The organism is Pseudomonas sp. SIMBA_068, from assembly GCF_046534705.1.
In the GTDB taxonomy this organism is placed as follows: Bacteria; Pseudomonadota; Gammaproteobacteria; order Pseudomonadales; family Pseudomonadaceae; genus Aquipseudomonas; species Aquipseudomonas putida.
This window is the reverse complement of record NZ_JAWRYI010001010.1, coordinates 1-255: the sequence shown is the minus strand read 5'-3', so window position 1 is coordinate 255 and position 255 is coordinate 1. Positions and strand designations below refer to the sequence as shown.

Below are 255 nucleotides of genomic sequence, written 5' to 3'. Positions count from 1 at the left end.
CATGCGTGCCGTTGCCGCCCAGTTAAAAGAACGGTTCGGCGGCCTGGATGTCGTATTCGCCAACGCTGGCTGGGCTTTCCCGTCCGCAGTGAATGACATCGACGATGACCTCTACAACGAGATCATGGACATCAACGTCAAGGGCGTGGTCTACACGCTTCAGGCGATGCTGCCGGAGTTGCGAGAGGGCGCCTCGGTCATCCTCAACACCTCGTTCGTCGCCCAGACCGGCAAGCACGGCATATCGTTGACCGC

1 protein-coding gene is annotated in these 255 nt (G+C 60.0%); it reads left to right on the top strand.

Annotated elements, in window-relative coordinates; genetic code table 11:
- Positions 1 to 255, top strand: a 255-nt coding sequence (locus SB756_RS32480; RefSeq protein ID WP_410913559.1) for an SDR family oxidoreductase, incomplete at both ends; no start/stop codon positions are given.